Annotated in this window: 23 protein-coding genes and 2 tRNA genes; 19 read left to right on the top strand and 6 right to left on the bottom strand. The window is 33.7% G+C overall.

Annotation, left to right across the window (positions count from 1 at the left end):
- Positions 1-14 precede the first annotated feature (14 nt).
- From BDW31_RS02320 to BDW31_RS02255, 17 genes are all read left to right on the top strand, one after another.
- Positions 15-311, top strand: a complete 297-nt coding sequence (locus tag BDW31_RS02320) for a phage head-tail adapter protein (RefSeq protein ID WP_110709064.1) — start codon at positions 15-17, stop codon at positions 309-311.
- A complete protein-coding gene (locus BDW31_RS02315; RefSeq protein WP_017175423.1) occupies positions 301-672 on the top strand; it encodes a head-tail adaptor protein in 372 nt (123 codons plus the stop codon). The genes BDW31_RS02320 and BDW31_RS02315 overlap by 11 nt, the downstream gene beginning before the upstream one ends.
- A complete protein-coding gene (locus BDW31_RS02310) occupies positions 662-1,084 on the top strand; it encodes an HK97 gp10 family phage protein (protein WP_110709062.1) in 423 nt (140 codons plus the stop codon). The genes BDW31_RS02315 and BDW31_RS02310 overlap by 11 nt, the downstream gene beginning before the upstream one ends.
- Entirely contained in the window at positions 1,081-1,488 is a 408-nt protein-coding gene (locus tag BDW31_RS02305; protein WP_070548980.1) for a hypothetical protein, read from the top strand. Before BDW31_RS02310 ends, BDW31_RS02305 begins: the two co-directional genes overlap by 4 nt.
- Positions 1,489-2,130 carry a major tail protein gene (locus BDW31_RS02300; protein WP_110709060.1) on the top strand — a complete coding sequence of 214 codons (642 nt, stop codon included), beginning with the start codon at positions 1,489-1,491 and terminating at the stop codon, positions 2,128-2,130.
- A 13-nt stretch (positions 2,131-2,143) separates the two neighbouring features.
- Positions 2,144-2,311 (top strand): hypothetical protein, encoded by a 168-nt coding sequence (locus BDW31_RS12430; RefSeq protein ID WP_011276044.1) that lies wholly within the window; start codon positions 2,144-2,146, stop codon positions 2,309-2,311.
- Positions 2,312-2,372: 61 nt separating this feature from the next.
- Positions 2,373-2,735 carry a phage tail assembly chaperone G gene (gpG, locus tag BDW31_RS02295; protein WP_011276043.1) on the top strand — a complete coding sequence of 121 codons (363 nt, stop codon included), beginning with the start codon at positions 2,373-2,375 and terminating at the stop codon, positions 2,733-2,735.
- Positions 2,736-2,782: 47 nt separating this feature from the next.
- The gene (gene gpGT, locus BDW31_RS12425; RefSeq protein WP_017175428.1) at positions 2,783-2,938 is read left to right on the top strand and encodes a phage tail assembly chaperone GT; all 156 of its coding nucleotides are present in this window, start codon (positions 2,783-2,785) and stop codon (positions 2,936-2,938) included.
- A 60-nt stretch (positions 2,939-2,998) separates the two neighbouring features.
- On the top strand, positions 2,999-9,661 hold the full coding sequence (locus tag BDW31_RS02290; protein WP_110709058.1) for a phage tail tape measure protein: 6,663 nt from the start codon (positions 2,999-3,001) through the stop codon (positions 9,659-9,661).
- Positions 9,662-11,152 (top strand): phage distal tail protein, encoded by a 1,491-nt coding sequence (locus tag BDW31_RS02285; RefSeq protein WP_110709055.1) that lies wholly within the window; start codon positions 9,662-9,664, stop codon positions 11,150-11,152.
- Positions 11,153-11,167: 15 nt separating this feature from the next.
- Positions 11,168-17,023, top strand: a complete 5,856-nt coding sequence (locus BDW31_RS02280) for a phage tail spike protein (RefSeq protein ID WP_110709054.1) — start codon at positions 11,168-11,170, stop codon at positions 17,021-17,023.
- Positions 17,001-17,156, top strand: coding sequence for a hypothetical protein (locus BDW31_RS12420; RefSeq protein ID WP_176714878.1), 156 nt, complete (start codon positions 17,001-17,003; stop codon positions 17,154-17,156). Before BDW31_RS02280 ends, BDW31_RS12420 begins: the two co-directional genes overlap by 23 nt.
- A gap of 43 nt (positions 17,157-17,199) precedes the next feature.
- On the top strand, positions 17,200-17,499 hold the full coding sequence (locus BDW31_RS02275; protein ID WP_110709052.1) for a hypothetical protein: 300 nt from the start codon (positions 17,200-17,202) through the stop codon (positions 17,497-17,499).
- A gap of 10 nt (positions 17,500-17,509) precedes the next feature.
- A complete protein-coding gene (locus tag BDW31_RS02270) occupies positions 17,510-17,806 on the top strand; it encodes a DUF2951 family protein (RefSeq protein WP_110709050.1) in 297 nt (98 codons plus the stop codon).
- Between the two features lie 135 nt (positions 17,807-17,941).
- Entirely contained in the window at positions 17,942-18,241 is a 300-nt protein-coding gene (locus BDW31_RS02265; RefSeq protein WP_110709048.1) for a hypothetical protein, read from the top strand.
- A complete protein-coding gene (locus BDW31_RS02260; protein WP_181414814.1) occupies positions 18,241-19,950 on the top strand; it encodes a peptidoglycan recognition protein family protein in 1,710 nt (569 codons plus the stop codon). The genes BDW31_RS02265 and BDW31_RS02260 overlap by 1 nt, the downstream gene beginning before the upstream one ends.
- A gap of 678 nt (positions 19,951-20,628) precedes the next feature.
- Positions 20,629-20,757: a hypothetical protein gene (locus BDW31_RS02255; protein WP_110709044.1), complete on the top strand. Its 129-nt coding sequence runs from the start codon at positions 20,629-20,631 to the stop codon at positions 20,755-20,757.
- A gap of 480 nt (positions 20,758-21,237) precedes the next feature.
- Here BDW31_RS02255 and BDW31_RS02250 read toward each other — a convergent pair.
- The 3 genes from BDW31_RS02250 to BDW31_RS02240 form a co-directional block, all read right to left on the bottom strand.
- Positions 21,238-21,326, bottom strand: a tRNA-Ser gene (locus tag BDW31_RS02250).
- A gap of 3 nt (positions 21,327-21,329) precedes the next feature.
- Positions 21,330-21,404, bottom strand: a tRNA-Asn gene (locus BDW31_RS02245).
- A gap of 152 nt (positions 21,405-21,556) precedes the next feature.
- Positions 21,557-22,141 carry a competence protein ComK gene (locus BDW31_RS02240; RefSeq protein ID WP_011276196.1) on the bottom strand — a complete coding sequence of 195 codons (585 nt, stop codon included), beginning with the start codon at positions 22,139-22,141 and terminating at the stop codon, positions 21,557-21,559.
- Between the two features lie 214 nt (positions 22,142-22,355).
- Here BDW31_RS02240 and BDW31_RS02235 point away from each other — a divergent pair, with 214 nt between their 5' ends.
- Positions 22,356-22,574 (top strand): IDEAL domain-containing protein, encoded by a 219-nt coding sequence (locus BDW31_RS02235; protein WP_037549198.1) that lies wholly within the window; start codon positions 22,356-22,358, stop codon positions 22,572-22,574.
- Between the two features lie 76 nt (positions 22,575-22,650).
- On the opposite strand, the gene BDW31_RS12690 is transcribed toward BDW31_RS02235, so the two are convergent.
- Both BDW31_RS12690 and BDW31_RS02230 read right to left on the bottom strand, forming a co-directional pair.
- Positions 22,651-22,752, bottom strand: a complete 102-nt coding sequence (locus BDW31_RS12690) for an SAR1012 family small protein (RefSeq protein WP_011276194.1) — start codon at positions 22,750-22,752, stop codon at positions 22,651-22,653.
- 79 nt (positions 22,753-22,831) lie between these two features.
- On the bottom strand, positions 22,832-23,062 hold the full coding sequence (locus tag BDW31_RS02230) for an NINE protein (protein ID WP_037549201.1): 231 nt from the start codon (positions 23,060-23,062) through the stop codon (positions 22,832-22,834).
- A gap of 184 nt (positions 23,063-23,246) precedes the next feature.
- Between BDW31_RS02230 and BDW31_RS02225 the strand changes: the two genes are divergently transcribed.
- Positions 23,247-23,801: a GNAT family N-acetyltransferase gene (locus tag BDW31_RS02225; protein ID WP_053024323.1), complete on the top strand. Its 555-nt coding sequence runs from the start codon at positions 23,247-23,249 to the stop codon at positions 23,799-23,801.
- Between the two features lie 96 nt (positions 23,802-23,897).
- On the opposite strand, the gene BDW31_RS02220 is transcribed toward BDW31_RS02225, so the two are convergent.
- Positions 23,898-24,836 (bottom strand): 1,4-dihydroxy-2-naphthoate polyprenyltransferase, encoded by a 939-nt coding sequence (locus BDW31_RS02220; RefSeq protein ID WP_037549220.1) that lies wholly within the window; start codon positions 24,834-24,836, stop codon positions 23,898-23,900.
- Positions 24,837-24,924 lie beyond the last annotated feature (88 nt).

The following is a 24,924-nucleotide window of genomic DNA, read 5'->3' as shown; positions in this document are numbered from 1 at the left end:
AGTAGTTGATACTAATGCCAAGCGTTAAAATATCGGATGAAAATTTAGATGAATTTAAAGAATACACTAAGATTTCTCATGATACGGAAGATGAACACTTATTACGTGTTTTAAATATGTCTTACGAGAACTTAGAAACACGTTTTGGCGCATTTGATATTAATAGTAATTTGAATGGTAAAAACTTAGTTTTTGCACGCGCTCGATATGATTATGAAGATTTATTAGAGTTTTTTAACGACAATTATCAAGATGATTTGTTACACTTTGGCTTTTTGACATTAAGAGAGCGTGATGGAAATGAAAAGTAAATTTAAAAAACCATTTATTACAACAAAAAAGTTAAATACGCGTGTTCATTTTTATGAGTATCAAGAGAACGAAGGACCAGAAGCAGGTGTAAAACGTAAAAGAGTTTTATATCATTGTTGGGCATACGTTCCACAGTGGAAAATGACTGAATTACAACAAGCAATTGCAAATGGTACAGAACATGATGTGAAGATATTTATACGTGAAACACATGGGCAATATATACCAAACGAAAAACATTACGTTGCAATAGATTCGCCATATATTCATCAAGATTTGAATATTAAATTAGTACAACCCGATGTAGAGAACGAACAATTTTTAATGTTAACTGCAGGGGTGGTATCTAATGGCGAGTAATAATTTTAGTGGTATTCGTGCAGATGGATTAAAACAACTTCAAAAAGATTTGGAGAATAGATTTAGTCGTCAAAGAATGAACAAAATCATAGATAAGGCGTTGGTTAAGGCGGGAAATATTGTTTTAGACGGTATCAAAAGTAATATTCGTTACTTTAGAGATACTGGCGCAGAGTATGAAGAGGCTAAGCTATCAGCGCCTTATTGGGATAAAGGCGTTCGTTCTGTTCGAGTATATTGGGAAGGACCACATCATAGATATTCTATTGTTCATTTAAACGAGAAAGGCTTTCACGCTAGAAATGGTAAGTTTATTCGACCTAAAGGTTTTGGTGCGATAGATAAAGCATTGCGTACAGCTGAGAAAGAGTTTTATAAAACGGTGCAGGAAGAAGTGGAGAAGTTACTATGATTGATATATTAAATAAAATATATAGCGTCCTAAAAGATGACGAAAAACTAATGAAAATACTAGATATCAAGAATGTAAAGTTCAATGACTATCCTGACGTTAAAGACATCACAAAGCCTTATGTCGTATTAGATGACTTTGATGATCCTATTCCCGAAGTACATTATGACGGAGAACGTGCAGCGTATAGTTATATTGTTCAAATAGATGTATTTGTGAAAGCTAGTGCAGATTACAATGCACGATTAAGAAGAAACGAAATATCACAACGTATTAGTGATTTGCTCTGGAAAGAATTGAAAGCAGGGCAAGTAAGTAATTTAGGAAATGAATATAACAAAGAATTTGCTTTGTATCGCTCAACAAGACGATATGAAGCAATTTTTTATGAGGAGGAAAATTAAATGGTTAAATATGCTAAAACACCAAAATCATTTATCAATATTAAAGATTTAGGTTTCGCTTTATTAGAAACAGATGAATTAGACGGTACTATCAAATATTCAAATGTAACACAAACTCGTGGTTTACAAGAAATTTCAGTAGAAACTGGCGGAGAAATTGTTAATGCTTACGCTGATGGTTCAATCATTGAATCAGGTAATACAGATGGTGAAGGTACAATTTCAATGACAATGCATGCTTTCCCTCAAGAAATTCGTGAATTAATCTTTAATGAAATTTACGACGAAAATGGAGTATATTCTGAAGAACGCGGTAAACAAAATAACTATGTAGCAGTATGGTTTAAACGTGAACGTCGCGATGGTTCTTACCAACAAGTTGGTTTAACTAAAGTTATGTTTGCTGATCCGAACTTAGAAGGTCAAACAGCTGAAGAAAACTGGGAATTTAGTTCAGAAGAATCTGAAGGTACTGCAATGCACCGTGTGGCTGACGGTAAACGTAAAATCTTATTCGATAGTTCTCGTGAAGGTGCAAATGTTGACTCATTCTTCGAAGAATTATTAAATGGCGCTTATGACAGTAAAACAGAAGTAGATACTGATGATAGTACAACAGGAGAATCTGCTGCTGAAGCATAAGGAGTGTTAATCCATGGTTCAATATAAAGTTTTAAAAGATGCTAAAGACCTTAAAACTGGTAAAGAATATCGTAAAGATGAGGTTGTAGAAGAAAAAGTAAAAGTAGTCAACGACTTTGAAAAACGTTTAAAGAAAAAAGGTTATAAGTTACCTTTCTTTGAAAGAGTAGAAGAAAAATAAATTATCTTTAGGACGGTGTGATGCCGTCCTTTTATTTCGAAATAAAAGGAGATATTAAGACATGTCAAACAAATTAAAGCGTAACTATATTCGTTTAGTAGAAAACCCAGAAGCAGAAGAAATTAAATTAGAAACATACTTAACACCACACTTTATACCATTAGATGTTTTATATGAATCAGTGGATATCATGGCTGAATTAGAGAAAGCAGAAAATGGAGAAGTTGAATTATCATTCAAAGAACAATTAGATAAATTAATCGATGTAGTAGTTAAAATTTATGGTAAACAATTCACTGCTAAAGATATTAGAAATCGTCTACATGCGCCTGACGCACTTGAAACATTACAAAAACAAGTACAATTCATTGCTAATGGTCAACAAGACGAGGAAACAAAAAAGTTTATTCAGAGCATCAGTTAAACAAATTAAAAAAAGAAGAATTAACTTACAATGGCATGTTGAAGAATTTGGATAAAGTCGTAAAAGATATGGTGGAAAATGGTACACCAGCAAACCAAGTTCTTGAAATGCCATTTTATTATATACTTCAAATTTTAGATGAACGTCATCTAAATACTGTTGATACTGATGAAAAAGCCGATGCGCTATTCTCTGCATTGTAGCCTTAGTCATTGATACTAAGGCTATTTTTTTATACCTAAATAAGGAAGGAGGGGCAGTAAGTGGCTGAATCAAGATTTAAAGGTTTATCAATCTTAATGAATATGCGTGATGTTGGTATTGAACGTACAATGAAACAAATACGAGCGCAATTCAAAACGTTAGATTCAGAAATGCGTAGATCTAATGCTAATTTCAAGCACTCAGAGAAAAACATGCAGTCTTATGCAACAAGAACGAAAGAATTAACTAAAGCGATTGATGTAACTGAAAATTCTATGAAAGACATTTCTAATCAGTTAAAGAAAATGACTTTAGAAGAACAACGTTCTAGTGTTGAAGCAGAAAAGTTACGTCAAGAATATAGTAAGCAACATAGAGCATTGCAAATGTATCAACGACAATTGAATTCAACTGAACAAGAGATGAAACAATTCGGTACAACGACTAAACAAACAATTTTCTCAATGAAAAAGATTAATGATGTTCTAGGTACAATGAAACGTCAACTTAACATTGCAAATATGGCATTTCAAAGTACAGAAAAATCTACAAGTAGTTACAAGAATTATTTAAATCAATTAAACACAGTTATTCAAAAACATCAAAATACAATTAGAGTATTAGAAGGTCGTTATCAAAAGGTTGCTAGAGAACAAGGCGTTATGAGTAAAGAAGCGTTAGAGTTAAAAGAGAAAATCTTACAAGAAAAAGCAACTTTAGGACAACTAGACAATCAATATAAGAAAACGACTATGGAAGCTAAACGATTTGCATTCGAACAAAAAACTTTAACTGCTTCAATGTCTGAAATTAGACAAAAAATGTCACAAGTAGCACAATCTTTAACAATTAGTGCTAATAAATTCAAAATGAGTGGTCAAACCGCTCAAGCATATAAAGCGCGCATTTCTGAATTGAACAATGGAATGAAACAACAGCAACTTATTGTTCAAAATTTATCAAGACAGTATGACTTTGCTAAAAAACAATACGGTGCTACAAGTCAAGAAGCACAACAGCTTAATGTAAAGTTATCTGAAGAACGTTTGAAATTAAAAGAGTTAAATACTCAATTAAATCAAACAACACAAGCGCATAACCGTCTAGAAATGGAACAAAAGCAAGGCATTTCTTCTATGGCTCAAATTAGAGCAAAGATGTCGCAGTTTAATGATACTCTATCACTATCAAGAAGCAATCTTGCTCGTGCAGGGGAAAGTGTAAAAGCCTATGGTAATCATTTAAACACACTTAAAACTAACATGTCAGAGCAACGTGTAGTGTTAAGAGAATTAATTGCGCAATACAATCATGTAGCTACTGCACAAGGGCGCGACAGCCAAGAAGCTAGAGAATTATCTAGTGCTATCACTCAACAAAAAATTAAGATGAATGAACTTGAGAGCGAACTAGATCAAACAACGCAAAGCTATAAACGACTAGAAACAGAACAACGGAACGCACAACGTTTAGCATCTAGTGGGTTTGGTAGAAGTATTCAAAGTGTTAATAAGTATAAAGATTCTATTAGAAATGTAGGCTCTACTATGAGAAGTGTTGGATCTACTTCAATGCTTTATATGACTATGCCAGCAGTTGCAGGTATGGGAATAGCTATTAAATCTTCTGTTGATTGGGAACAAGCTTTAGCAGGTGTGGCTAAAACAACTAACATGAGTGGTAGCGAATTAAATAAAATGGGCAACGAGATTACTAAAATGAGTAATACAATGCCATTCGCTGCAACAGAAATAGCAGGAGTAGCAGAAGCTGCAGGGCAACTAGGTATCAAGAAACAAGATATCACTTCATTCACTAGAACAATGATGAACTTAGGTGTAGCTACAAATCTTACTGCAGATGAAGCAGCAACAGAGTTTGCAAGATTTGCTAATGCTGCAAATATGCCAATTAAAGATGTAGATAGATTAGGTTCTACAGTTGTTGCTTTAGGTAATAGTACAGCTACAACTGAAAAAGAAATTGTTGAAATGGCACAACGTTTAGCTGGTGCAGGCGCACAAGCAGGCTTTAGTTCTGATGAAATTATGTCAGTTAGTGCAGCGATGTCATCAGTAGGAATCGAGGCAGAAGCCGGCGGTACTGCCATGACACAGATTTGGAATAAGATGACAAAAGCTGTTGCTGAAGGTGGCGACACTTTAGATAGCTTTGCTAAAACTGCAGGCGTTAGTGGTAAAGAATTTGCACAAATTTGGGAAAATAACCCAAGTAAAGCTTTATCAATGTTCGTTAAAGGTTTAGGTGAAACTGAAGGCGGAGCAAAAGGAGTATTAAAAGCCTTAGATGATGTAGGTATCAAAGGAATAAGAGAAGCCGATACTATTAGACGTATGGCTAACAATCATCAAGTTCTAGATAAAGCACTCAAAACAGGCTCAGAAGGTTGGAAAGAAAATAGTGCTTTGACTGATGAAGCTAACATCCGTTATGAAACAATGGGTAGTAAGTTGAAAATGTTAAAAAACACTTTCATCAACTTTGCTAGAACAATTGGAGATGCAGTTGCACCTATCGTTTCATTCTTAGCAGATAAGTTGACAGGACTATTCGAACACTTACAAGGGACAAGTAATGCTACTAAGATAGCAATCGCAGCATTCACTTTATTAGGCGCTGCTATACCTCCGCTCATTGTTGCAACTGGAGTACTTGCACATAGTATTGTAGGTATTTCAGAAGCTATGACGTTACTTAATGCTACTAAAGGCGGGGCTAAATTCTTTAGCCTATTTAATGGTGGTATTAAAGGCGTTTTACCTAATATAGGGCAACTACTTACTAAGATACCTTTGATTGGCGGACTAATGACTGCATTAACAGGTCCGGTTGGTATCGCAGTTGCAGCTATTGCAGGTATAGGAACAGCATTTGTAGTTGCTTATAAAAAGTCAGAAACATTTAGAAATATCGTCAACACAGTAGTCACACCGATAAAAAATGCGTTCATTGGTTTAGGGAGTGTAATTAAACAATTCTTTAGTGCAATCGGCGCTATTATGAATAATAATTCTGGGAAAGGTTTAAACATTCTTAAAAAGATACTACCTGATGAAGCAGCAAAACAATTTTATGCTACTCTTTTAATGGTACGTGGCGCTTACAATGATTTTGTTAACTTCATAAAAACAACATCTACTATTATAGGAGCTTTCTTTAAAACATTTTGGAAACAAAATGGCGATTTTATTATCATGGTATTTACTACTATCAAGATTGCAGTAGGCTCAATTTTGAATTCGCTATTTAATGGTGTAATTAAACCAATATTATCGGGTATAAAAGCTTTCTTTGGTATTATATTCGGTGGTATTAAACAAATTGTCATCAATGTGTTCACTAGCTTACGTGAAATAGTCCAAGGCGGGCTTAATGTCATTCGTGGCGTTATTAAAATATTTAAAGGTTTGTTTACAGGAGACTTTAGACTTTTATGGGAAGGTGTAAAACAAGTATTCAGTGGATACTTATCAATTATTTCGGGCATATTACGTTCTACACTCGGTAATATGGTGGTTATTGTTAAAACTATCGGACAATTGATTATTAATTCTTTTAGAACAATATGGACGATAGTAAAAAATGTAACGCTTGGAATAGTTAAAGTGTTAGTTGCCACTATTAAGTTTTTATTTACTGGATTAAAAAATGTTATAGTTGCTATTCTTAATGGAATTAAAAATATTTCCATTGCAATTTGGACTGCAATTAAAAGTAGTGTATTAGTAATCATTCGAAGCCTCGTAGCTTTAGCAAAAAATAGTTTCTCAACTTTAAAAGGTTTCCTATCTGCATTGTGGACAAGCATTAAAAATACTTCTATTAAATTATGGACTGCCTTAAAAATTGGAGTGCTAGCCATTGTTCGAACATTGGTCAGCACAGCTAGAAACATTCTTAATACATTGAAAAACTTCATCAATCGTCTATGGCAAAGTATTAAAGCAATATCTATTAAAACTTGGAATGCTATTAAAAACGGTGTTATTAATGCTATTAAAGGCATGTATAATGGTGTTCGAAAAATACTAGCTAATTTAAAAGCTTTTATCATAAGAACGTGGACAGCTATCAAAAACACAACAGTAAAACTCGCTAAAGGTTTAAGTAGTGGCGTAAAAAATACATTTAATAGTTTATCTAAAGTAACGCGCAATATCTTTAATAAGCTAAAAAACTTCATGTCTAATGTATGGCGTAGCATTAAAAATACTACTGTCAAACTTGCTAAAGGTCTTTGGTCAGGAGTTAAAGGTGTATGGAATGCTCTATCACGATTTACACACCGTATATTCAATAAACTCAAGAACTTCATGAGTAGTGTTTGGCGTAATATTAAAAACACAACAGTGAGGTTAGCTAAAGCGTTATGGTCTGGTGTCAAAAATACATTTAATAGCTTATACAACGGTACTAAAAGAATTTTTAATAAACTTAAAAACTTTATGAGTAATATTTGGCGTAACATCAAGAATACAACAGTGCGATTAGCGAAATCTTTATGGAGTGGCGTTAAAGGTACTTGGAATAGTTTATCAAATGGAACGCGTAATATTTTTAACAAAGTTAAAAGTTTTATGTCTAACACTTGGCGTAGTATCAAGAATACAACGATTAATATGGCTAAAGGTTTATGGAACAGTGTTCGAAGAACATTCAATAATATGAATGGTGGACTTAAAAACATTATTGGAAAAATCAAAGGCCATATTACTGGAATGGTTACAGCAGTTAAAAAAGGTTTAAATAAATTAATTGGCGGTGTGAACTGGGTAGCTGGAAAATTAGATATGCCTAAGTTACCTGAAATAAAACTCTCTACTGGTACTGAAAGCACCCATACTCAAAGTTATATTACGAAAGGTAAACTTAATCGAAACACTTTAGCTACCGTTGGAGATAAAGGTCCAGGCAATGGTCCAGGTGGCTTTAGACATGAAACAGTCATTCCACCTAGCGGTAAAGCTTTCATCACACCAGCTACAGATACAACAATTCCACTTGCCAAAGGAACTCGTATTTTAAATGGCGCACAAACGCATAGTTTACTTAATAGACCACAATTTAACAGCGGTACAATACCTAAATTCAGTATAGGTACAGCTATTGGCAATTTATTAGGTGGAGGCAAAAAGCCGAAAAAACATAAAAAAGATGACAATTTAGTGGGCGACGTAGCTCAAAAAACTAAAGACGGCGTCAAAGCTATGACTGGTAAGGTTGTAGAAGGTGGAAAAGCAGTTGTTGATAGTGCGTTAAACACTGCTAAAAAAGGTAAAGATTGGTTATCCGATAAAATTGGCGATGTACTAGATTGGATAGAAAAACCAAAAAAATTATTAGAAAAAGTATTTGAAGGCTTTGGTATTAATATGGCTTCATTTGGCATACCTAAAGGTGCTGAATTACCATTTAACCTTATGAAAGGTATGTTCAAGAAACTAAAAGAGGGAGCCGTTAATAAAGTTAAGGAATGGTTTGAAGAAGCTGGCGGTGGCGACGGTGGATATATTGACCTTTCAAAAGGTATTAACTTCGGCTTTGCACCAACAGCGGCAGCAGCAAGAGCAGCTGGTTATCCATTCGCACGACCTCATTATGGATTAGATATCAACTACAAACACGATAAAGTTTATTCAACTATGAGCGGTACAGCTAGAACATTTAACGGTTGGAGTGGTGGTTTTGGTAGACACGTCGAAATCACTAACGGTAATTTGAAATCAATTTACGGCCATTTACACAAATTAGCGTTCAATGGTACTAAAAAAGTAAGACCGGGTACACTTTTAGGCGTATCCGGTGGCGATCCTAGAGAGGACGGACAAAACGCTGGTAGTTCAACAGGACTTCATTTACATTATGAAATGCAACGTAACGGACGACCGTTTGACCCTACTAAATGGCTAAAAACACATAATGGCGGTGGAAGTCAAAACAAATCAGCAAGCAAGTGGAAAGGCGATATCAAACGAGCAGCTAAGAAAATGAAAGTTAATTTATCTAATAGAGAATTAAACGGTATCGTTGCACAAATTGCTAGAGAATCCAACGGTAACGCTGGAGTAACACAAGGTAACATCCGAGATATTAACAACTTACGAGGTACACCGGCACAAGGACTATTACAATACGTACCAAGTACATTCAAAACATATGCGGTTAAAGGTCATAAAAACATTAAAAATGGTTACGACCAATTGCTTGCATTCTTTAATAACTCTAACTGGCGCAGAGATTTACCTTATGGTAAAAGTGGTTGGGGACCAACTGGTTCAAGACGTTTTGCCACAGGTGGCTTAATCAAATCTGCAGGTTGGTACAACATTGCAGAAGGTGGTTATCCTGAATGGATAATTCCAACTGATCCAGCTAGACGTAGTGACGCTATGAAAATGCTAGCACTTGCAGCACAAGATATAGATAAGAAAAGTAGCGCTAGAGGAAATAAACGACCTAATTCACTACCCAAACCAAATAGTAGTAATGATAATGATGTTTTACTTCAAATGTTACAAGCACAACAACAACAAATTGCTCTATTAACTCAAATAGTAGCAAGTAATAATGCAATTGCTGATAAAGACTTTAATCCAACAATTGATAAATATACACACGAACAACAAGTTTTCAATTCTATTGATAAATACAATAGACAAAAACAAAGAAAATCAAGATTTAAACCAGGGGAGGTCACATAATTGATTGATACTATAAAAGTTAATAATAAAACACTTCCATGGTTAGTAGTTGAAAGAGGGTTTAAAATACCCTCTTTTAATTTTGGTATTGAAACTGAAGAAGTATTAGGTAGAAGTGGGAGTGTAGTTAAACAAAGACAACTTAAAGAATATAAATTCGAACTTCCATTAATCATCAGAAATGATTATCTTTCATCAGGTGGCGAAAAAACGCATGATGAAGTATTAAATGAGTTAGTTAAGCTGTTTGATTATGACCATGCTGTACCTTTACAGTTTAAATCACAAGATTGGTACTGGAATGCTTACTTTGAAGGACCGATTGAGTTAGAAAAGTATAGTAAAACGTTTTGGCAATTCAGTATTAATGTTGTTTTAGCTGATCCATACAAATACGCAGTTGAAGGCACTAAAAACACAGCTATTTCAGACCAAGTATCAGTGGTAAGTACAGGAACAGCCGATAGTCCTATCATTGTGCAAGCAACAGCGTTAAAGAATGCGAGTTACTTCTCTATCACGAAGAATAACGAAGACTATTTTATGATTGGTGATGATGATTTAGATAAAAAAGTTGAAGATTATACACCGACTTTATTTAATGATGAGATGCGTTCTTTCTTTGGATGGACTAAAGTCACTAACGGTACTATTAACGACAACGTTACTGGTGGAACAGTTGGTGGTGCTATGGCAATGAGTTCTTCAAAAGACGCTTTTATGCTTGATGAAAGTAGTATTACAAGTACAAGTGGATGGAATGGTGCAGAATATAAGCACTCATTCGGTAAAAGCACTCAAGATTTTAGTTCGACAGTTAAAATACATGTTAATCAAGGTAAAAAAGGTGCAACGCATGCAACGCAGTATATATATGACACAGATAACCGTGTGATTGCTTCTATTGGTTACAGCAACCCTAGAGCAACACAAAATATCGGAACAATCTATGCAACGCTATTCGACCAAAACGGTAATCAAAAGAAGATATACAGTTATACAAACGCACCTAAGTTTTATACATGGAAACATATAGTAATTTATATGCGTTTAAAACGTATTGGAGATAAATTCTATATAAAAACATGGAAATACGATGAAGTAGAATATCCTAAACGAATTACTCCAGTAGATGTGACAGAAAAGGTGTTTGTGGATGCAGGAAACTTCTATCAACGACCTATATCGGCAGTGAGTATCTACATTGCTAAAAATGGTAGTAACTATCATATGCCTACAACAATTTTAGGTAGTTATAATCATGAAATATTACCTAAACCACCTAAAGCAAGAGATTTAATCATCAAAAAAGGTGACTTAATTAATATCAATATGGAAGAAAAGACGGTAACCATTAACGAAGAACCTGCACTTGATTTAAAAACATTTGGCAGTGACTTCTTCAACATAAATAAAGGGGTGAATGAATGTATGATTTACCCCGAAAACACATATGACACGACAGTATACTGGCAAGATAGATTCTTATAGATTGGAGGTTAGATAGTGAAGAATGTAGGAATACATGTACTTGATTTTAACGACAACATTATTGATTTTATTAGTCAAAGTGATGGCGCATTACTTAATGTTGAAATGAGTATGAATGTAGAAGAAAAAACAGAAACCTTTGATTTTACAATTGAAAATACTAGAGCAGAAAAACTAAGAGAATGTAATCGCATTATTGCTCAAGATAACAATGGTATTTTTAGAGAGTTCATTATCATCCACATTATAGATAACTTTGACGGTACGACTGAAATTGAATGTAATGCTAGTTATTTAGAAGATTTGAAAACAGCTAAACCTATTAAACCTGGTAAATTTGAAGCACATACAACAACACAAGCGTTACTTAAAACACTTGCTGATACAGGTTGGGAAGTATCTGATGATACAGAATATGGTGGTAATAGAACAACATCATGGACTTCTCATACTAACCCGTTTGATTTAATTTATATGCTTTGCACTACTTATAGTATGGTCCCTGAGTTTTATATTGAGTTAAGCGCTCATTCAGTCGAACATCGTTATGTATCAATTGCTAAACCTAAAAACTTATTCAAAGGTAAGGAAATCACTAAAGGTAAAGACTTAACAGGTATGACAAGAACGATTGATCTATCTGAAGTGAAAACAGCTTTACTTGCAGTTGGTCCTGAAAAAGAAGATGGCTCAAGAATTGAAACTGTTGTAGTAGATGATGAAGCACAAGAGATTTTCGGACTACCTAACCGTTATATTTGGGATGTATATGAGCCTGAAAGTAACGACGAGAATATGACGCTTAAACGTTTGACTACACTTGCTAAAACAGAACTTAATAAGCGTAATCAAGCAGCGATAAGTTATGAAGTATCTTCAATTGATATTCATAAATATTATAATGATGTAACAGTGCATCTAAGAGATATTGTCAGAGTGAAAGACAGAGATTTCAGACCACCGTTATATATAGAAGCAGAAGTTATAGGTATCAAGTACAATTGGTTAGCAGATGAAAGTGAATTTACATTCGGTAATGTTATTGAATACGAAGAAACAAAACTCAGAGAGTTCTTTAATAGAAAATTAGATGAAATTACTAAAAAACTAAACGACAGTATTTCTAATGTAAATACTATTGTGAGTGATGTTGTAGCTGGAGAATTAGAATATTACGAACGTAAAATATTTAAAGGTTCAGAGCCACCAGAAAACCCACAAAACGATACATTATGGTATGACACATCAAACCCTGACGTTGCTGTATTAAGACGTTATGTTAACGGAGAATGGCGAAACGAAACAGCTAAAGACGTTGAGCAGCTAGGCGGAATGACGCGTGAAAAAGTGCTTTACAATTCTTTAACTAACACATTCGCAAATTTAAACATACAACATTCAAAATTATTAGACGAAGTTTACAAGTTGCTTAATAACGAATACTTAGTTGATGATGATTTACGTTTACAGCTAGATAATGCAATGAATAGCGTTATAAACGTTTATAACAACATAAAAACAAATTTAGACAGCATGACACCAGAAACAGCAACAATAGGAAAATTAATTGATACACAAGCGTTATTTTTACGTTACCGCGAACGTTTACAAGATTTATATAAAGCTATGCGTAATGCGCAAATAGCAGCAGACGACAGATTAAAATTATTGCAATCGCAATATACTGACAAAAAATTTAATGACGCTATGAATAAAATTGCTGAAACATTACCTAACGGCCGTTGGGATAGCGAAAATCAACGTTTATACGCGGATATTCCAAATCGTAATGATGTTAATAACGTTAGACAAGCATTACAAGAATATACAGACGGTCAAATAAGTGATTTAAATAGTGTTTTAGGTAAAGAAATAGACAGCAAGATTAATACTACCAAAAGTGAAATAAACGCGAATATAAGTAGTGTAGAACGTAAAATAGACGGTATTGAAGTTGGCGGAAGAAACTTAATAAGAAATAGCGAAAAAATTACCGATTACATTATACTTTCTAATGTTGAAAAAGCCGGTACTTATTCATTAGGCTTTGAGCCACATTTTACAGAAAATATTCCAAGTGAATTTGGCGTATATTACGGCGAGAATATAGATACCTTAGCGAATGATAAACCACGAATTACACATACATTCGAAGTAAGTGAAGATAGAATAGGTAAGGACATAAGGTTATTCTTCGGCGGTAATGCCATGACGCATAAAGACTTCATAAATAATGGTTATGTAGGTAAAGTTAAATTGGAATATGGTAATTTTGCTACTGATTACACACTAGCGCCAGAAGATTTACAAAACGAAATTTTAGTTAAATCACAAGAAATTTCTAAAGCACAAGCTGACGCCGCAGAAACAAGAGCGCAAGCATACGCCGATAGCAAAATAACAAACGAAGAACAAGCGCGCATTAGACAAGCTGACGCAAACTTACAGCTATTACAACAGCAACAACAATCATTAAAAGATGAAATGGCAGCCTATACTGATAATTTAATCAACGAAGAAGAACGCGCACGCATAGACGCTGACGCCGCAAAAGAAGAAGCGTTAAAAGCTGAAATTAATTTAGCGCAAACACAAGCTAACGCCTACGCAGATGATAAAATTACAGCCGAAGAAGAACGAGCAATACAAGACGCGCAAATTAAATTTGAAGAAGCAAAAAAACACGCCGAAGAAAAAGCGGCACAAGCACAAAGTTTAGCAAATGAGTATGCAAAGGCAGCGCAAGAAAACGCTAAAAATTATACAGATAATAAAGTAAATAATTTATCAGTAGGAAGCCGAAACTTATTAGAAGGAAGCGCAGAAATTAAAAAAGATTTAAACGACGAAATGTCTGGTTTAAAACAGTTTTTCAGAGTAGATATAACAAGCGCTCATAGTAAGTTAGAGTTAGGCGACGTTGTAACAGTAAGTTTTGATGTTGAAATGGAACAGGGCAATATTTTGCGAGTATATGATACAAATATAAACTTTGATTTTATTGTCGGCATGAATACCTTTGAAAACATTGGTAACAAAAAACAACGAATTAGTTTTACTAAAAAACTTATGACAGCAAATAAAGAAAGTGATAAATGGCTATTAGATTTTTATAATAAAGGCTATACTGACGATAAGTACACAATAAGCAATATTAAGATTGAAAAAGGAAATGTAGCGACAGACTGGACGCCAGCGCCAGAAGATTTACAAAGACAAATACAACAAGCACAAAAAGACGCGCAAGAAGCAGCACAAGCCTATGCAAATGCACAAGACGAATTAAAACAGACAGAAATAAAAGCATATGCTGACGGTATTGTATCTGATGAAGAACAACGAGCAATCGCTGACGCAATCGCAAAACGAGATGAAGCTAAAGAATACGCAGAACAAAAAGCACAAGAGGCGCAAGAAGCAGCAAATAAAAATACAACTAATCAATTAAAACCAATCACAACACGCGTTACAACTAATGAAACTAATATATCTGAATTAGATAAACAAATTAGCTTGATGGCTAAAAGTGATGATGTAGAGCAAAAATTAAGAGATGTTGACGGACGACTTACACCTTTAGAAACGACAGTCGAAAGCAATAAAGCTACACTTGATATTTTACCTACACAAATTGACAGTAAGGTATCTAAAGAAGATTATACGTTAGATAAAAACGGAATGGTTCAAAGATTAGATAATGCAGATAGCCAAAGAAAACAACTTTCAAATGAAATTACTGATAAAGTAACAATAACTAAATTTGAAAGTGGCATAACAGAGGCTAAAAATCATGCTAATAACATAAAAAAAGAAACAGAGAACTATACGGATAATCAAATCAACAACCTAGATGTCGGAAGTGAAAACTTACTTTTAGATAGCGAAAGAAGAAGTGACGGATCTAGTGGTGCAGGCTTTTCTTATATAAGATATTATTTATCGCACCCACTAGAGACAGGTAAAACTTATACTTTAAAAGCTGATATTGTTACTAATGACGAAAGACAAAGCGGACAAACTAGCGTTTATCCATATAACCCTTCAGGAATAAGAGATACAGTAGATATTAAAGACGGTCAAATTGCTTATACATTTATGGCACAATCTGAAAGTACAGAATTTTTTATTTATAAAGATGTAGCAGGTCAATCTAACGTCGATTTAAACGTAACAGTCGAAAAAGCTATCCTAGTTGAAGGCGATAAAGTTACAGGTTGGGCGCCAGCTAACGAAGATGTTAAAAAAGATATACAACAAGCCGAAACAAACGCTAAAGCATACACAGATGAATATAAACGATCTAATGACGTAGCTATGACTAAACTAGAAACATCAATCACTCAAAACGGCGATAAAATAGCATTAAAAGTTGATGAACAAAAGTTCAACGCTAGTCGAAAAACATTATCTCAAGTCATTTCAGAAATATCAGCCACAACTAAAGGGATAAATTTAAGTTACGATGAGAACGGTAATATCCAATCATACACAATGGATAAAAACGGTATTCAACTTAGAGGCGATAAAGTAGATATTACGGTTAATAAAGACTTTAACGTTGTAGCTAATCGTGTAAATGACAAAGTCGGTAAAGATGAAATTATCAACCGTTTGAATTTAAGTCCAGAAGGTTTAGATATTGATGTTAATAAAGTTGGTATACGTGGCGGTGGTAGTACGAATTATGTTGTAATTAAAGATGATGAGATTTCATTGTTCGGCTCATTCCAAAGAACATGGCGTAGTGGCACAGAAACTAATAACGTATATACACGAATGAAAGACGGTTATTTAAGATTTAGAAACAACGAGTATGACCGCTCAATATATATGTCTGACTTCGGTATATCAACATATATAGACGGTAACCCTTCTAGTGCATCAGGTACCTTAGCATTTTTTGATTACTCATATGACGATAATGCACGTGGCGTAACTTTACATTCAGGACTTGGCGTTGTAGCTATGCGTTCTGAAAATAATCGTGTTGTTATAGAGGCAGATAACACTGTAAATATCGGTAGTAATCAAAATAGTATTTACTTTAGACCAAACGCTAATTCACGTGTTGGTGTTAATGAATTTAGTATGTACGTTAAATTAAACGATACAGCGGCAGATACAGACGGTGTAATACTATACGGGGAAATATACGACACAAAAGGTTTAGCAGGCTCTGGTATAAGATTTAAGAAAAAAGGAATACGTGGAGAAAGTAGCGGAGATTATGAGCCGATAGTATATGCTACTGATAATCAAGGTAATATTGGTACTGGTAGTTTCTACGCAAATAATTTTTATGGCGATTTAGCAGCAAAAAATGATTTTGCTTATGTCAGAACTAATAAAGATGGGCGTTTGCGTATTACTGACTTTAAAGGGTATAACAACGGAAATCCTACCTATACCGATTTACAGTGTCATGATATTCAAGCTGAATCTATTCGATTAAATTCAAATGACAATTTTTATGTCGGCGTGTCTACTGGAGAATTACGAGTAACAAACAACTTAAAGTATAACGGTGGAGATACTGGTTACAAACCAGTTAGAGCCTCAGCCTTTAACAACGCATCACTTGAGCAATATAAAACAGATATTAAGAAATGGGATTATGACGCTTTAACTGTCATTGCTAATGATTTAGATCTTTATCAATTCAAATATAAAAATGAAGAAGGTAAAGAGAAAGGATTAAATCATAGAGGAGTTGTTATTGGTAGAGATTATAAAACACCTGATGAATTTATTTATGGTGATGGCGTTAATCTTTATGAAATGGTTACATGGTCACTTAGAGCAATACAACAATTAAACGAAAAAATAAATAAACTGGAGGAACAATTAAATGAACAACCAATTACAAGCTAATCCAAATTATGTCATTGAGGAATTAGTTACTCAAAACGCTAAACTTTCACAAGAAAATGCAATGTTAAGAGCAGTAATTAGAGAGCAATCAGAACAAGAAAATAAAGATACTGTAAGTGCTGAAGGAGAGTAACCTTTAGCACTATTTTTATACCAAATTTTAGGAGGAAACTATCATGGCAAATGAAATCGTAAAAAACACAGAAAGTTATATCTTAGTACAAGTGAATGAAAAAGGAGAAGAAGCTGTTTTAGATAATGACTTTAGAGGTCAATTCTACCCAACTAATAATGTGAATATCGCAACTAAATTTGATGATTTAGATAAAGTTAAAGCGCTTGCTAGTCGTTTAAATAGTCTAAATGGATTAAATTATGAGTTCGGTATTATTAGTGAAAAAGTGACAGTTAAACCAGTAAAGTTATCAACTTCACTAGAGTACGTGGAAGAAACAACTGAAACTAACGCAGAATAGAGGTGCAAGAATGGAGGGTAGTCAAGGACGCGATTATGAAACAAGAATAAAACGGTTAGAAGATAATGATGAAAAGATATTCGCATCTTTGGAGCAAATAAAAGATGGACAACATAATCAAGAACTAATCAACCAAAAAATGAATTTCACTCTAGACAGTATAAATAGAGAACGAGAAATTGATAAAGAAAATAAAAGAGAAAATCGTAAAAACATCAAAGAGATGAAACGTTTAATGTTAGGTATGGGTTTTTCAGTGGCAGGTTCTATTATTTTTGCCATTATCAGAATGATATTCGGCATATAAGGAGGTGATTGATATGTTTAAACTATTTGCAAAAGCTAGTTTCTGGACTTGTTATTGGTTTGGTAAATGTAAATAAAATTAATTTAAGTCGGCACTTATGTGTCGGCTTTTTATTTTGAATAAGGAGTGGAAGAGATGGAAAGTATCATTGCATTTGCAACAGTAATTTCAGTTATCACAATCGCATTAACACAATTGGTTAAGCAAGCTGGCGTACCTAAAAATATTGTACCTTTAATAGCTATTGGTATAGGTATCGTTTTAGGTGGTATTACAGCGTTTATCCCTGAACTTGTTACTGAATTATCAATCGGCGGTCGGTTGCTTGCTGGCTTAATAAGTGGACTAATGGCTACTGGTATTTGGGAAACTGTAAGAACACGTACAGGATCAACTAAAGATAAAAATAATAAAATTGGTGGAGGTCGTGCATAATGGCAGAAAAATGGAATGGCGTTCCCGTTAAATATGATTTTTTACCGATTGGAACACGTAGAAGTGGGCAAGCGTTAACAAGTAAAAAACCATTGTTTGCGGTTGCACATGATACAGGTAATCCTGAAACAACAGCACAAACAAACGTGAATTATTATAAAAATACGTATATGATTGATTGGTCAATCGTCGCAAGCGCTCATATTTTTGTTGATGATAAAGAATGTATTGTCTGTATTCCAGTTACCGAAAAAGCATGGCATGTTTTATACAATACACCGACAGACAATCAATGGTATAACGCCGATGCAAATGATGTAGCGTTTGGCGTGGAAGGTAGTTACTTCCCTAGTAGTCAAAAACGTTCTCGTAAGTCATTAGATAATATGGCACGTGTATTAGCTTATTTATGTAACTATTGGGGTATTGATTACAAAACAGAAGTGCCGGGACACCAAGACATTCAAGATGATAAAATTGATCCCGGAAACTTATTAGAGGCTTGCGGATATTCACGAAACGTTAAGCATTTAGATAAACAGATTGCTAAATATATTAATGGCGTTAAACCTGCACCAAGCAAGAAATTATCAACGAAAACAAGCAAAAAGCCGACACCTTCGCCACAAAGTGTGGTTAAGTATAAACAAGCAATTGAATACATGCACAGCTTGAAAGGTCAGTTTGTAGACTTTGATAAAATGTATGCTTATCAATGCGCAGATTTGAGTGTAGACTTCATATATCACGTTACCGGTGGCGTAAGATTTTATGGTAATGCCAAAGAATTGCATACTTTAAATGCTATGCCTAAAGGTTGGAAAGTGGTTAAAAATACAAGGAATTATGTTCCTCCTATTTGCGCTATTGCAGTGTATACTGAAGGTATTTACAGAGAATGGGGGCATACAGGCTTAGTTTGGGACAATTCAGGTGGTACAAATACATTCACAATCTTAGAGCAAAACTATGATGGAAATGCCAATACACCAGCTAAATTGCGTGAAGATGATTATACAGGCTTAACACATTTCATTGTGCCAGACTTTGCTGATGATAGCGTAGATCTAACAGATATTAAAGAAGTTAAAGCGACAAAACGTCAATCTAACAGTTCAATTACAGTAAACAAAAAGCCGCCTAAAAAATTAACTTGGAGTAATCAACCATATTTCAAAGCAATTGCTGATAACGCAGGTGTCACTATTTGTAGACCTAACCACAATAATGTGATGGTTACAACAAATGAAGAATATAAACCGGGCGACGTATTCTATGTATATGAAATTCGTGATGGTTGGGCTAGAGTATACAGTGCTAGTAATAACGGTTTTGTATGGTATGAACGTCTTATCGTTAAAAATATTTATAAAACTTCAGGTGGAAGTAAATTAGCGAATAAACCGAATAAACAAATAGTCAATCAGAAAAATAAACTAGATAGCACTACTGGCTTAAAAGTTGGTAACATTCCGCCTAAAACGATGAAGAAATCATCTAAAGCTAAATTTAGAGCAAGAGTTGACCATTACGGAGCCACTTTAGTGAAGTTTAAAGGTAAGGAATGGTATACGACGAACGACGTATATAGAGCGGGATATAATCAATTCTATGTATTTGAAGTTAAAGACGGTTGGTGTCGTGTTTATTCTAAAAATAACAATGGTTATATTTGGCATGAACGTTTAAGAATTACAAAAGTGTATTAATATGTTATAATAAAAAACACGATTTTTATTCCATTCACTGGGGACAAGTTTCGTGCTTGTCCCTCTTTTTTTATGTTATAATGGAGATACGAAATGGCCATTCATGAACCATACCCAGTCACAACTGACACAGACTGAATAAAGTGTCTGCATCACATTAACTGAGAATTCATATGTGCGGCTGACGAGCCGGTTTGCTGTGTCCTCGAATGAGGGTAGGTTATTGTGATGTATTTACCTACTAGATGATACGCTCTCTAGTAGGCTTTTTTATGTTATAATCAAATAGAAATTGCGGTACACATCTGAGGAGTGTACTTGAGGCTAACTGTTGCTGACGGTTGCCTCTTTTTTTATGTTATAATTTAATCATTCTCGGTAGCCATTCCGATTTAGTGGAGGTCTTGCTTGCGTTTAGCAGTAAGTAACTGACCACTCATTTGATAGACGTCTAGTAACCGTATCTTAATAGGTATGGTTATTTTTTTATGCGTAAAAATAACACGGAAGATATTGATTTAAATAAAAAAGCGTTATCTGAAAACATAGGTGTGGATTCAGATAACGCATAGAAAATTAAATAATTATAGAAAAGGTGATTTTCTTGTTCAACATAAATATAAGGATGAACTCCAAATGTGAGTATATCAAATTATTTACATAAATGAAACCGAAAAAATAAGAAATATAATAAAAACACTTCTAGGACATACAGTATTGGCAGTACTGATAGTTCCGGAAGTGTTAAAACAACTTATAAAATGGCATCTTGGTTACCTAGACCGAAAATCAAATAACAAAGGATGATTTTTTCGGAGCCTTAGGGGGGAGCTCCTTATTCTGAAGTATATAACAAATTATGTTGGTTTTCAATTATGACATTTATCGATTATAAAAATAGCGCTATCTGAAAACTTTACAGAGAGATCAGATAGCGCCGGAAACTAATGTCGCAGAAAGGAGTCGGTTATATTTTCATCCATAGTTTTATCGATGAACTAAATATAACGATAACAGATAATATCTAGAAAAGAAATAGAAAAGCTTAATCATTTTCAATATACTGTTGAGATACTAAGAAAGGTAAAAAAACGAAACGTCTCTAACCCTAGAGCGACAAGCGATTGAGGAGACAAACCGACAACAAAACCGACAACATTGAGAAATATTCAGTAAGTTGTCGACTTCGTTGTCGGCTTAGATTTAAAACTATTTTAAACTATATAAAGAAAACCCCGTAATAACGGGGTTTTTAATCTCTATTTGATACTATTTAAAGGTAACAAACGGAAACGGAGGGATTCGAACCCTCGCGCCGCTCTCGCGACCTACACCCTTAGCAGGGGCGCCTCTTCAGCCAACTTGAGTACGTTTCCATATGGCTCCGCAGGTAGGATTCGAACCTACGACCGATCGGTTAACAGCCGATAGCTCTACCACTGAGCTACTGCGGAATAATATGTATTTATATAATGTATCTCTATGAGCACAAATATTATTATATCAATAAACTTAAAATTTGCAAGGGATTATATTTAAAAAATATACGGAACATTTACACTATATTAATATAAAAGTCCCGTATGATTTAAAATTAAACGTAAAACTATTTATCTTGTAATAGTGAATAATGTGAAAGTGCTTCGAAAATATTTAAAGTCGTTTTTTCATAATCAATTGGCATTTCTGGATTGTTTGACTTCATACGAGATTGTTTATCGACCATGTAATAATAAAAAATGCAGTTAGAGTATTGGTGCCAAATACTGTGGTAGGAAACATTAAGTGTTAATGTTTGATGATTTGCAAAAATAATTTTACATTTTCGATTTTTAAGAGGCTTAATTTCATGTACATAATGCATATTTATCCACATGTTTTCTTCTAAACGGTCTGAATGCGTAGGGAAAAAATAAGTGGGGAAGAGAGGAGTCAATAAAATAGGTGGTTTACTAGTAATGCCGGCAATTCGTTGTGTTTCGGATTTCTTACTAATATAGCTATTACCATAAAATTTACATGAGCGTTCAACGATTTTTTGAGTTTTGAAAGGGCTTGAAACTATTGTGGAATCATATTTCCATATTTCAGATCCTTTTGTTTGCTCATAATCATCAATGACGGGTTTGATTATCATATCTCCTTTTCGAATAATATATACAGTATTTTGGCTTTGAGAAATATTTGTCATCTCTTAACCTCCTTAAATTTATATCATTATTAAGCGCTAAAAACCCAACGATTAATAATATAAATTTATTATATAAAATTTTTATATGTTGTCAAGGTAATCATTAAATATAAAATTACACTTATTTTTTGTGAAAAGTCAGAATATTCTATTGATTTAAAAAATATAAGCTTGTATACTATCCCTATACAAAAAAAGAAAGGCAGTGATTACAATGAATCACAACACGAATGTCAAAAATACGACACTAGAAGATTTTGTAACGACAGTTAATGATTTAGGCGTTGAGCTAGTCATTGAAGAGGCGCTTCGTCAAGGACGAAAGAAACAGTTAATGAAATTGATTGATGAAGCGTTGATTAATAAGAACCAGGAAGATTTTATTAACTTTACTAATGAATATAAAAATCTGGAGGCATTTCTCAATGAGTAAATTAGGATCCTGTAACTCATTATAAAAGGTCTATTCACTACTTAAATCAAAGTTAGCGAATAGACCTTTTTAAATTTTATTTTTGACCACCGTTTGATTTTCCCTCAATTTTATTACGAATCCATTTTACTAAATATCCTGTTATAACAATTCTAAGTACGCGTTTGATAATATTCATACTAGCTTACTCCTTTTTTTATGTTTATTTGAGTTTACCCGTTCTACACATTATTAAAGATAATTTCTAAAATTACTGATTAAATTTTTGGATTGCGGTTATTTGGTATAAATATATAGCCATTTTGATCAGCTTTAGTTGTAAAGATTATGATAATACCATGGATAATTGAAATAATGGTTGGAATAGTAGTCCAAAAGAACACTAAATGAAGCACGCCTTGCCACACTTTGTCTGCGTAAAATTTATGAATGCCGACACCACCCAAAAATAAAGAACATAATACATATAATGTTTTATTAACTCTCATAACTATGTTGCCTCCTTAATCTCATATTTTAAGCATTTCAAAAATTAAATCAAATATTACTGAGGTGATTGAAAAAATGATTATAATTACAATTAAAATGTTTCAATTTACTGCAATTAATTTATTAATATTTGTAAATTTTATATAATAAAGATAACAAATTTATGGAGAGGAGAATGGTAAATTGATCAGAAAAGCACGTCCGAGTGACAGTAAGCAAATAGCGGAATTATGTTATATCATTTGGCATGATATGGAACTAGATATTGTACAAGAAATCACTAAAGAACGTGTTATTCATGCAATTAAAGAAAGTATAGTCAATATTAATTATAGAACGAATTATAATAATATTTGGGTATATGAGCAGGACAATCATGTTGCAGGATGCATCATAGCATATAAGGGTGATAAAGAATTAGAGTTAGAAGCAGCATGGAATAAATTGCCGTTGGAAGAGGACATAAAAGCAATAGGTACGCCATTACCTTTGAAAGAATCTAAAGATGATGAATGGTACATTGAGGCTGTTGCAACATTCTCGGAATATAGAGGACAGGGTATTGCAACTAAATTATTTAATTATCTAATATCTACATACCCGGATAGAAAGTGGAGCTTAAGTTGTGACTACGATAATCCAAGAGCTAAGAAATTATACGAACGTTTAGGTTTTAAATGGACTGAGGATATAGAGTTGTATGGCCATCAATATTTACATATGGTCTATTCATCATAGGCAAAAAAAACGGAGGAGACAGAAACTATAATTAGTTTCATTGACTCACTCCAAATCATCTTACAATGAAATATTTGAAATTTATCTGAGGATATATTAAATGCCACCTAATAGGGCACTAATATAAATACCTAAAGCGTATAATACACCAAAAATTGTGTTTGTTTTTCCAGTTGCAGCCATAGCAGGCATCATACTCGCAGGTGTATCATTCTTTTTGAAACGACGAATGGCTTTAACTGGCATAGGGAATGATAACAAGACAAGTAGATAAAATAGTGAACCACCATCTACAAATAATGCAGTATAGACAACGAAAACGTATGCAATGATATACATAACTGTCATAAATGTAATTGAGGCGCGTTTACCTAATAAAATAGGTAGAGTTTTACGTCCACTCGCTTGGTCTTTGACTCTGTCGCGTATATTATTAGCCATGTTAATTAGACCAATTGTAATTACTATTGGAATACTAATCCAAACCACAAAGCTATTGATATTACCAGTTTGTATGAAGAACGCTAATAAAATAATAATCATGCCCATGAATAAACCAGAAAACAGTTCACCAAAAGGTGTCCAAGAAATTGGCATTGGACCACCTGTATATAAATAGCCAATTGCCATACAGACGATTCCTACTGGAATGATCCAAAATGAACTATTCGCTGCTAAAAAGATACCAAGCAATGCAGCAACGATATAAAAAGCAATTGCTAGATTCATGACAAGTTTTGGACTCATACCATTTCTTACGATAGCACCACCGATACCAACGGAAGTGTGATCATCTAAACCTTTTTTAAAGTCATAGTATTCATTAAACATGTTTGTTGCAGCTTGGATAAGTAAACAAGCGATTAACATTGCAATAAATAACATGAATTTGATGTTATCTTGACTCCCTAATAAAAAAAGTTTTGCAGTTGCAGTACCAACTAAAACTGGTACAACAGCAGCAGTTAAAGTATGAGGTCGCATCAAATGCCAATATTTTCTAACAGTAGAATATTGTTGATATTGATTTGCCATAATTTAATCTACCTCTTATTGTATATTGTTTTAACATATGTATTTTAAAAGAATAGTAAATAAAGGTCAATCAACGTAAAATATTTCT

Source organism: Staphylococcus sp. AtHG25 (assembly GCF_003217445.1).
GTDB lineage: Bacteria > Bacillota > Bacilli > Staphylococcales > Staphylococcaceae > Staphylococcus > Staphylococcus haemolyticus.
The sequence above is the reverse complement of the archived record's forward strand: the minus strand, read 5'-3'. Positions and strand labels throughout refer to the sequence as shown.